9 protein-coding genes are annotated in these 8,773 nt (G+C 52.1%); 2 read left to right on the top strand and 7 right to left on the bottom strand.

The features are described from left to right. Positions 1–241 precede the first annotated feature (241 nt). Positions 242–1,537: a Gfo/Idh/MocA family protein gene (locus tag DNH61_RS24595; RefSeq protein WP_111149600.1), complete on the bottom strand. Its 1,296-nt coding sequence runs from the start codon at positions 1,535–1,537 to the stop codon at positions 242–244. A 141-nt stretch (positions 1,538–1,678) separates the two neighbouring features. Here DNH61_RS24595 and DNH61_RS24600 point away from each other — a divergent pair, with 141 nt between their 5' ends. After that, positions 1,679–2,524, top strand: a complete 846-nt coding sequence (locus DNH61_RS24600) for a helix-turn-helix transcriptional regulator (RefSeq protein ID WP_111149602.1) — start codon at positions 1,679–1,681, stop codon at positions 2,522–2,524. Positions 2,525–2,540: 16 nt separating this feature from the next. On the opposite strand, the gene DNH61_RS24605 is transcribed toward DNH61_RS24600, so the two are convergent. From DNH61_RS24605 to DNH61_RS24615, 3 genes are all read right to left on the bottom strand, one after another. After that, positions 2,541–3,833, bottom strand: a complete 1,293-nt coding sequence (locus tag DNH61_RS24605; RefSeq protein ID WP_111149604.1) for an ABC transporter substrate-binding protein — start codon at positions 3,831–3,833, stop codon at positions 2,541–2,543. A 49-nt stretch (positions 3,834–3,882) separates the two neighbouring features. Then, positions 3,883–4,272 carry a hypothetical protein gene (locus tag DNH61_RS24610; protein WP_111149606.1) on the bottom strand — a complete coding sequence of 130 codons (390 nt, stop codon included), beginning with the start codon at positions 4,270–4,272 and terminating at the stop codon, positions 3,883–3,885. A gap of 169 nt (positions 4,273–4,441) precedes the next feature. Then, positions 4,442–5,503 carry an ABC transporter substrate-binding protein gene (locus DNH61_RS24615; RefSeq protein WP_146241145.1) on the bottom strand — a complete coding sequence of 354 codons (1,062 nt, stop codon included), beginning with the start codon at positions 5,501–5,503 and terminating at the stop codon, positions 4,442–4,444. 420 nt (positions 5,504–5,923) lie between these two features. Between DNH61_RS24615 and DNH61_RS24620 the strand changes: the two genes are divergently transcribed. Next, positions 5,924–6,193 carry a hypothetical protein gene (locus DNH61_RS24620; protein ID WP_111149609.1) on the top strand — a complete coding sequence of 90 codons (270 nt, stop codon included), beginning with the start codon at positions 5,924–5,926 and terminating at the stop codon, positions 6,191–6,193. 34 nt (positions 6,194–6,227) lie between these two features. Here DNH61_RS24620 and DNH61_RS24625 read toward each other — a convergent pair whose 3' ends face one another. From DNH61_RS24625 to DNH61_RS24635, 3 genes are all read right to left on the bottom strand, one after another. Continuing rightward, entirely contained in the window at positions 6,228–6,893 is a 666-nt protein-coding gene (locus DNH61_RS24625; RefSeq protein WP_111149611.1) for an HD domain-containing protein, read from the bottom strand. Positions 6,894–7,447: 554 nt separating this feature from the next. After that, positions 7,448–8,356, bottom strand: coding sequence for an IS3 family transposase (locus DNH61_RS24630; RefSeq protein ID WP_281272414.1), 909 nt, complete (start codon positions 8,354–8,356; stop codon positions 7,448–7,450). Between the two features lie 23 nt (positions 8,357–8,379). Further along, positions 8,380–8,700, bottom strand: a complete 321-nt coding sequence (locus tag DNH61_RS24635; RefSeq protein WP_111147616.1) for a transposase — start codon at positions 8,698–8,700, stop codon at positions 8,380–8,382. Between the last annotated feature and the right edge of the window lie 73 nt (positions 8,701–8,773).

Consider the following 8,773-nt stretch of genomic DNA (forward strand, 5'->3'; position numbering starts at 1 on the left):
AAGCTTTTACAGGGTGAATACCGTAAGTTGCCTATGCGTATAGGCCCCTTTAGATACACCTCTTTAAGATAGGATAACCTGGCAGCCGTTAAAGACATGTAGTTAACTAACCAACTGTTTAAGAGTTCCTATGGTGCTCCTAAAGCCACAAAAAAACGAGGCTGTTCCAAGCGCCATCTGAAATGGCGCGGAACAGCCTCGTGATTTTACATAATGGATCAGCAACCAGTCCCTGCTTGCCTTACCCGTGGAACTTCACCAGATCCGCCACCTGCACCGGCTGGCCTGTGCGGATGGCCTTGTTCGCCGCAATGCCCGTCAGGATCGAGCGTGCTCCGTCCGTGTGGTCCGCCGCGCGGTTGAATTTGTCTTCCACCGGTACACCGAAGATGTCGTTCAGCAGCACCGGATCTCCGCCGCCGTGACCGCCCACGCCTTCCTCCACTTCAACCTCATATGGAGCGCCAAACATCGGGAACACATGGATCGACTTGTTCTGCAATGCGCCTTCCAGCGCCTTGTCACCGCCGGAATTGACATAGGACTTCTCGACGATCTTCATCTCGATGCGGCCCTTCGTGCCGTTGAAGGCAATCTGATAGCCCTCCCAAGGCATATACGCATTTAGGGAATAGGTCAGAATTGCATTGTTCTTGTAGCGGACCATCACGCCCATCGTATCCTCAATGTTGATGCCGTCTCCGAACACGCTCTGATCGCGGCGGTAGCCGTCCTCATGCTCGGCATCCAGGTACATCGCCTTCAGATGCTCGTTCTCATCCAGATGCAGCGCGAACGGGTCCCCCTTCGCATTCGGATGCCATGTCGCCCGGTCGTAAAACTCCGTCACGCCGCGCTGCTCGGCATTTTCCCGCCCGTAGAACAGCAGGTCTCCGAACGCAAACACTGTCTCCGGCTGCGATCCGATCCAGAAGTTCACCAGGTCAAAATGATGCGTCGACTTATGTACCAGCAGCCCGCCGCTGTTGCGCTTGTCGCGATGCCATCTGCGGAAGTAGTCCGCGCCATGCTGGGTGTTGAGCAGCCATTCGAAGTGTACCGAGGTCACCTGTCCGATCACGCCATCCATGATCAGCTCTCTCGCCTTCGTGTGATGCGGCGCATACCGGTAGTTGAACGTAACCCGCACATTCCGCCTCGTGCGGTCCACGGCATCCAGGATTTCCTGGCATTTCTTCTCATCGACTGTCATCGGCTTCTCGGTAATCACATCGCAGCCCAGCTCCATCGCGCGGATGATGTAGGTATGATGTGTCCGGTCCACGCTGGTCACGATAACCGCATCCGGCTTTTCCTTCTCAATCATTTCATCGAACTGGTGCGGCTTATAGGTGTTGACCGCATGGTAGCCATGCTGCTCTGTAAGCCGTTTATTCGCGTAATCCATCCGCGTCTGATTCATATCACAAAATGCCGTCAGCTCAGATGTCTCATTATAATCCTTGGCAATCGCCGCATAGAAGAATTCCGCCCGTCCGCCGGAGCCGACCAGTACATACCGTTTTTTCCTGCTCATTGTCGTTGTCCCCCTCCAAGTCTTGTGAACCATGTACCCTCAGATTACCGCAAAAATGGAGCCATTACGCCGCAATAATTGACTTCTTGCACCAAACCCCGCATAATTTGCGATAAAGATGGGCAGAAGGAGGCCGCTTCGATGGGGGAACAGAATGAATGGCTGCAGTTTGACCCGCAGGGATCGTTATTCTCGCTCGAGTATATTGAACGGACCGGGCCATTCCGGATGGCCACCGATCATTATCATAACTTCTATGAAATGTATGTGCTGCTGTCAGGGGAACGGCGGTATTTCATCCGGGACCGGTCCTACCACATTCAGCCGGGGGATATCGTACTCGTGGATAAGCAGGCGGTCCATCAGACCTCGGATGCCGGATCGCCGTCTCATCAGCGGATCGTCATCTACTTCTATGAAGCGTTCCTGCGCCAGTACTACAAGAATGAGGCGGATTACCTGCTAAGCGTCTTCAAGCGGGAAAATCCCGTCTGCCGCCTGCCGGCCAAGGCCCGGCTGCAGCTGGATGCCGTGAGCGAGCGGATCATGCAGGAGCTGCGCGCCCGCGCGCCCGGCCAGGAAACCGCCATCCGGCATGCGGTCGTCGATCTGATGCTGCTGGCCGCACGGCATGATGAGCAGGAAGAGGCGGCACCGCCGCTTGATACGCCTCTGTACCGCAAGATGACGGAGATCGCCCAGTTCATCAACAGCCATTACACAGAGCCGCTGACGCTAACGGAGCTGGCGGGCCATTTTCACATCAGCCCCTATTATCTGAGCCGCATGTTCAAGCAGGCGATCGGCTTGACGCTGAACGAGTACCTGAATATTACGCGCATCAAAGAAGCCGAGCAGCTGCTGAAGGACACGGACATGAGCATCCTCGACGTATCGGCAGCCGTCGGCTATAATAACTTTTCCCACTTTGGCAAAATGTTCAAGAAGCTCACCAAGGTTTCGCCTCGCACGTATAGGCGGGGTTAGTGCGGCGTCCCGGGCCTTATAACCCTAATCCCAGCTTCAGCCTCGCTTCATCTACCGCTGCCTGCCCGGACCGTTCCGCTTCAGCCACTGCTTCCTCAATCGTTAATTCTCCTGCTATTGCCTTGTCCAGCACGGCCTGAGCGGCTGTCTTGAAGGCATCCAGGATTTCCGGTTCAATGACCAGGTACGGGTCAACATGATGGGGAGCGGGCTTCAAGGCATAGAGCGGTGACAAATCATGCTCGCCCACCGGAATGATGTAATCCGTGATAGCAGGAAGTCCATAGTTCGGCTGATTCCGGGCTACCAGGCGGCTGTTCACCGGATCGCTTACGATAAATTTTAACAGTTCAGCAGCTTCCTTAGGATGCTCCGCCGCAACGGATACACCAAATATATCGTAGACGGCATAAGACGTTGAATATACCGGGTCCGCAGGATCAGCAGGCACAGTTACCATCCCCCAGTCCATCACCTCTTCCCCGCTCTGCCTCGAGAACGGCTCCATGCTGTAAGCCACATTGTGGGAACCGACCGTCATTGCGGCATCCTGTGTGAAGAAAGCCGGGGCCTGCATCGAGTCCATATCTTCCCCTTTATCATAAACAGCGCCTGTCCGGAAGGCTTCGACTGCGTAAGACCATATTTTCCTCCAGCTGTCCGTATTCATGGTTACCTTGTATGTCTTCGGATCCATATAGGACAGCTGCTGTGCTTCTCCAGCCTGGATAATGAAATTCAGCGTTACGTCCCGGTAATAATTCATCTGCAGTCCGTACAGGCGCTCCCCTTCGGTCGTCTCGGCAGGAAACTGTGAAGCCAGCGCGAAGACATCCTGCCAGCTCATCCCGTTAACCGGGTACGGCACCCTGTACTCGTCAAACAGCGTCTTATTGAAGTACAATGCCGCACTGTGGAAGGTTGGGGCCAGCCCATACAGCTGACCATCCGGTACGGCTGCTCCCAGCAGAGCTGTGACGACCGGAGACAAGCCCTCGGCAAGCTCACTTCCATTGTCCAGATAGGAGATTGCCCGCAGCTTTCCATCCTGGGCAGCTCTCTTGTAAGCTTCGGTTCCGTTCATGTATACGAGGTCCGTAGTACCCGCCTTAGCGGCATCCAGCTCCAGATCCTGAACAACCTTGACCTGAATGTGGGGAAATTTCGTCTCAAATGCATATCCGTACATCTTGTTAAACTGCTGGATAGACGGGTAGTTCACCGTGATGGTTACCGGCTCGTCGGGCTCAGGGCTCCGGCAGCCTGCCACAGCCAGCATAAAGACAATCATGATTAGTGCGGTTCGCATGTGCAGCCTCCATTATAAAAAGGGTGGGATAAACCCACCCTCCCGCTTATTACCAGGATGTCGAAGCGTAGTCCTGATCGTAGGAACCGCCGCTGTAATAGGTTCTTGAAGTTGTGTTGAGTTTGTAGCTTCCCTTGGCGGAGTACGTCTTATCCTTCGTATACCAGGCTGCTTCTTCACCCTTGGTCGTAGTGGATACTACCGCCGACTCCAGCTGTGAACCCGAGGAAGTGGAGAACACGCCCTGAACATTCAGCTTGGTCATCTTCGTATTCGTGGTTCTCGCATACGACTTGCCTCTTACATAGGTGGTTGATCCCTGGCTGTAATCAATGTAGGCATTCGTGGTCACATCCGGATCAACAGCGGCAAAGGCTGGCAGGGCAGCACCAACAAGAGCAATTGCAGTCACAACCGATACAATAAGCTTCTTCTTCATTACATACACGCTCCTCTATAAGTTATGAATACGGGCAGAACATTCTGCGCATCTGGTTGTGTAATGCAGTACCTCCTTCCGGGCGGTATGAACAGCGAACTGCATATTCTGGGCTGTCTATGTATGTAAACGGAGCAGCTTAAGCTTCCGTGTACATCGGGAGAGATTATTAAGGGCGGCTGCCGGCCAGCTCTTGCCCGGCTTCCGACAAGATGATTTCCGTTGCGGTATCTTCCTGAATCAGCCGAGTTACAACTTCCTCTACAATGGCGTAAGCCTTGGTCGATTCCTCTGTGCCTGGGGCACTTCCAAGCTTGTAGAAAGCCTCCATATAAGCATCCTCTGCTTCGCTCATCGAGATCATGGATGTCAGGATGGAAAATCCATAGGAAGACCGGTATTCCAGCTCCGCCACCCTGTCCGACATGAAGTACTGCAGCAGCTCCCATGCCGCATCGGCATGGACTGATGCCGCGGGGATCGCGAAGAATCCGCCCGCTGTCATGGAACTTCCATTATCAGGATCTGCGGAATTTACAGGCATAGTCACCAATCCCCATTCCATGCCTGACTGCTGTTCCAGCATCCGGAACTCTTCGTATGATACGGCTTGCATGGCGTATTCCCCTGATATGAAGGGATTGGTGCCGCTGCTGTTTATCGTATGGACCGCAATTCTGCCATCCTTCAACGGCTCACGTATTAAGTTAAATACTGCTTCCCACTCCGGGCTGTGGAGAGTTGGACTATCGGCCGTTTCATCCCAGACCTGAAGATTCTGCAGCCGTCCCATATCCATCACCCAATCCGCTGCAGAAGGATAGGCAAGTGACAGGCCCCGGTCAAACCGGCTGGCGAGCGCTATTAACTCATCCCAGGTCATCTGATCGGAAGGATAGTCGATCCCCATGTCATCAAACAGCTGTTTATTGTAAGCAATTGCCCTGGAATAGAAATTGGACGGGAGTCCATACAGCTTGCCCTTGCCATACTGCTTCGTCAGATCAACCACACTGGCCGCTAATGTCTCGAGCGGATAAGAATCACGCTGAATATATGTGTCGAGTTCCAGCAGGAGGCTGCTGTCGATGAATTCCTGATAATCGTCGGCAGGTATGTACAGAAGGTCTGCCGAATTCTCCTTGGACCACTGTTCCGCTGAGATCTGCTTCTTCGCCATCTCATTCATCGGAACAACAGTATACTTGAGCCTCGGGTACTCAATAGACAACAGGGATGCATACCGCTGTTCGAAGAGTTCTTCAGACGTGTAGCCTATTGTAAGACTGACCTCTTCCTCCCTAAGATCAGGGCTCTCTGCAGCACAGCCGGTCAGGGCAAGCAGACATATAGCAATTATAATAAGCGGGGTCCGAACCAGGGAGCACACCTCTTTCAGAAAAAGGAATATTAAGGTAATTGATATTAATAAATTATAATATTTGGAAAATTTCGTATATAGTTCTTAGTGCCTATATTTCGTGTCGAAAGTCTATGTTTGTTCACCATTCTGCCAATAGTATATTATAATCCACAGCAGTAAATGGAAAAGGAATAAGATTAGTCTGACACCATCCAAAAGGTTCATGACCGCCCAGTTTTTCTTGCAATCTAAACGATTGACTAATCTGACGGGAGGCAGCAATAACTCATGGATTTGATCCTATTTATAATCGCGCTTGCCGCAGTCTTCGTGGTCTACTATCGCAACCGAAATAAGGACAAGCTGTATCAGAGCCTCAGTCTCCTAGCTATCCTGAATATTCTCTATGTCCTGATGCTCATGACCATGCCCGACGTCAGCGTAACCTATATGCTGTTTTGGAGCATTGGCAGCGGCGGTCTTACCAAGCTCTTCATCCTCTATAGTTTCGCCGCCATGGTATTCGGGCTGCTGCATCAATCGGCCAACGATGAATAGGTGCTTGCAGCATACGAAAGGGAGCAGCACGCGGCTACTCCCCACTCCATTCTATATGAAACCGCGCTAGAAACTCCTCCATATAACGATGCCTTTCTTCCGCAATGGAGCGGGCTGTGGCGGTGTTCATCAAGTCCTTCAGCTTCAGCAGCTTCTCATAAAAATGATTAACCGCCGGACTTTTGCCGTTCCGGTATTCTTCCGATGTCATCGATATTCGTGGCTCGATGTCCGGATCATAGATGGGGTCACCCTTCCAGCCGGCATAAACGAATGTCCGGGCGATCGCTATTGCTCCAATCGCATCCAGCCGGTCCGCGTCCTGCACCACTTTACCCTCCAGCGTACGCATCGGCGGATTGCTTCCCGCATTGTAGGACATCGTGGAGATAATCTCCATGATATGCCTGCTATCCACTTCCGAGATGGGCTGCTCCTCCAGCCAGTTCTTCACCTTCTGCAATCCAGCTTCCTTGGACGGGTTCAGCTTTTCATCCGCCACATCATGCAGCCAGGCGGCAGCCGCGCTTAAACGCTGGTCGGCCCCCTCAAGCCGGGACAGCTTCCGCGCCATGGTTACGACTCTATGGGTATGCCACCAGTCATGACCTGACCGGTCATCACCCAGTTCCTCCTTGGCAAACTGCGCAGCCGCTTGAAGCACATTTTCCCAATCCGTAGCGTCTCTGCTTGCTTCCATTTGCTTCCCCCTTGTTCTGAGCTGCCGGACTTTTACCAGCTTGATTATTAATTACAATTATCCCCCCACACTCTTGTAATTCCACACCACCACCAAGCTAAGTCTGCTCGCCCGCATGCCTGGATGCCAGTCTGTCTACCTACTCGCCCGCATGCCTGGATGCCAGTCTGTCTACCTACTCGCCCACCTGCCTGTCTCCCCGCCCGCCCGCCTGCCTGCCTGCCTACCTGCCTACCTGTCTGCCTGTCTGCCTGCCTCCCCGCCTACCTGCCTGTCTACTCGCTTACCTACCTGCCGCCGCATATTCCTGCGAATATGCAGGTTTTGGCTTTAGTTTGAGCGAGATCAGACCATATTCCTGCGAAAATACAGTTATTTTGCGCTGTACTTGCTGATACGGAAGAAAAGCCTCTAAATACCTGCACATTCGCAGGAATTCCTCCAGGCCGAGTTACCAGGGAACAAATACCTGCACTTCCGGCTAGGCCCCCTAAAACCGGAGTCCTGCCCACCAAAAATAATGCAGGCATAGAATTACTCGTTTTTTCGGGGGATTACATCGCTTTATGAAAAGCTGAAGAATCCTCCAGTGTCTGAACCCAAGCTGAAAACACGGCAGGAGGTTTTCGTTTTAAGCTGCCATGCATTCTACGGTTATTGTAGAAGTCCATGTATCCGTCTAGCTCTTCATATGCATCTTTAAAGGTTCTGAAGTCTCTCTTGCTGAATAGATCGCGTTCCAACAGGCTATGAAAGGATTCGATATAGGCATTCATATTAGGTGTTCTTGGAGGTATACGCTCGTGGATCACGCCGAGACTCTCACACATATCTCCAAACAGCTTGCTCACGAATTGAGGGCCGTTATCGGTACGAATAGTAGGCATCTCATCACCAGGGCGTAGACGGCTTTGTAGCGCATAACAAAGTGTCTGAACGGCATGCTTAGCCTCACAAGATGTTCCCCTGTACTGCTGAACAACGACGCGGTCAAACACATCAATGATGCTGAGCACATAGAAGAATCGCTCGAGCCCACGGACGTAGCCATACTTAATATCCATTTGCCACAACTGGTTGGAGCCTGTAACGACACGGTTTTTCGGCAGCCTGCGCGGATGCGCCTGAACTCGCTGACGTGGTTTTTGAAGAATGCCCAACTCGTTACATAACCGGTATGCTTTCTTTTTGTCTAGCCTCACGTTGTACTTGTCACGTATGCATTGCGCAAGGAGTTTATACCCGTAAACATGCTCTTCGCCTTCGATGAGCTCAAGCAACCAGTCATTGATCTGGCTGTCCACTACGCGTTCGCCATCAAACGTATGAGAGTATCCAGGCACAGGGCGACCACGCCGGTTTTCTGCAGGGCGCTCAGGCGGGCAAGACATCTCTCTTTTCTTTCGATCATAATAGGTGGATTCAGCGATACCTAGAATGCGCAGAACCAATGCTGCTGGCACTCCCCGCTTAATAAATGGTTCTGCTACTTCAAGTTTTTCAGATAAGCGGGGTCTTTCTTTTTTAGCAACTCTCTGAGAATCTCAATTTCGAGTTCCTTCTCACCGAGTACTTTAACGGCTTTTTCATACCGCTGCTCAACCTCCTGCAGCCGCTGCATTTCCTGCACATGTTCGTCAGTAAGCGGAATCTCTTCTGCTGGAATCGTGTCACGGTAATCTCTTATCCACGTACGAATGGTTTCAGGGTGTATGTCATACATGCGGGCAAGAGCCCCCACCTTTATCCCAGCCAGTGCTTCTTTAACTATTTTAAGTTGCGTGTCTTTGCTCAGCCTTTTCCCCATACCGGATCACTCCCTTATCCTAAGTTTAAATTATTGGATGGGAGGACTCCAGTTTAATTAGGGGGCCTAGGAG

The sequence above is a fragment of the Paenibacillus sambharensis genome (assembly GCF_003233845.1).
GTDB lineage: Bacteria > Bacillota > Bacilli > Paenibacillales > Paenibacillaceae > Paenibacillus_I > Paenibacillus_I sambharensis.

What these genes read in the sequence shown, in the direction of transcription:
- DNH61_RS24600 (WP_111149602.1), top strand. Translation starts at nt 1,679, where the DNA reads ATGGGGGAACAGAATGAATGGCTGCAGTTTGACCCGCAGGGATCGTTA.
- DNH61_RS24635 (WP_111147616.1), bottom strand. Translation starts at nt 8,700, where the DNA reads ATGGGGAAAAGGCTGAGCAAAGACACGCAACTTAAAATAGTTAAAGAA.
- DNH61_RS24595 (WP_111149600.1), bottom strand. Translation starts at nt 1,537, where the DNA reads ATGAGCAGGAAAAAACGGTATGTACTGGTCGGCTCCGGCGGACGGGCG.
- DNH61_RS24605 (WP_111149604.1), bottom strand. Translation starts at nt 3,833, where the DNA reads ATGCGAACCGCACTAATCATGATTGTCTTTATGCTGGCTGTGGCAGGC.
- DNH61_RS24620 (WP_111149609.1), top strand. Translation starts at nt 5,924, where the DNA reads ATGGATTTGATCCTATTTATAATCGCGCTTGCCGCAGTCTTCGTGGTC.
- DNH61_RS24625 (WP_111149611.1), bottom strand. Translation starts at nt 6,893, where the DNA reads ATGGAAGCAAGCAGAGACGCTACGGATTGGGAAAATGTGCTTCAAGCG.
- DNH61_RS24610 (WP_111149606.1), bottom strand. Translation starts at nt 4,272, where the DNA reads ATGAAGAAGAAGCTTATTGTATCGGTTGTGACTGCAATTGCTCTTGTT.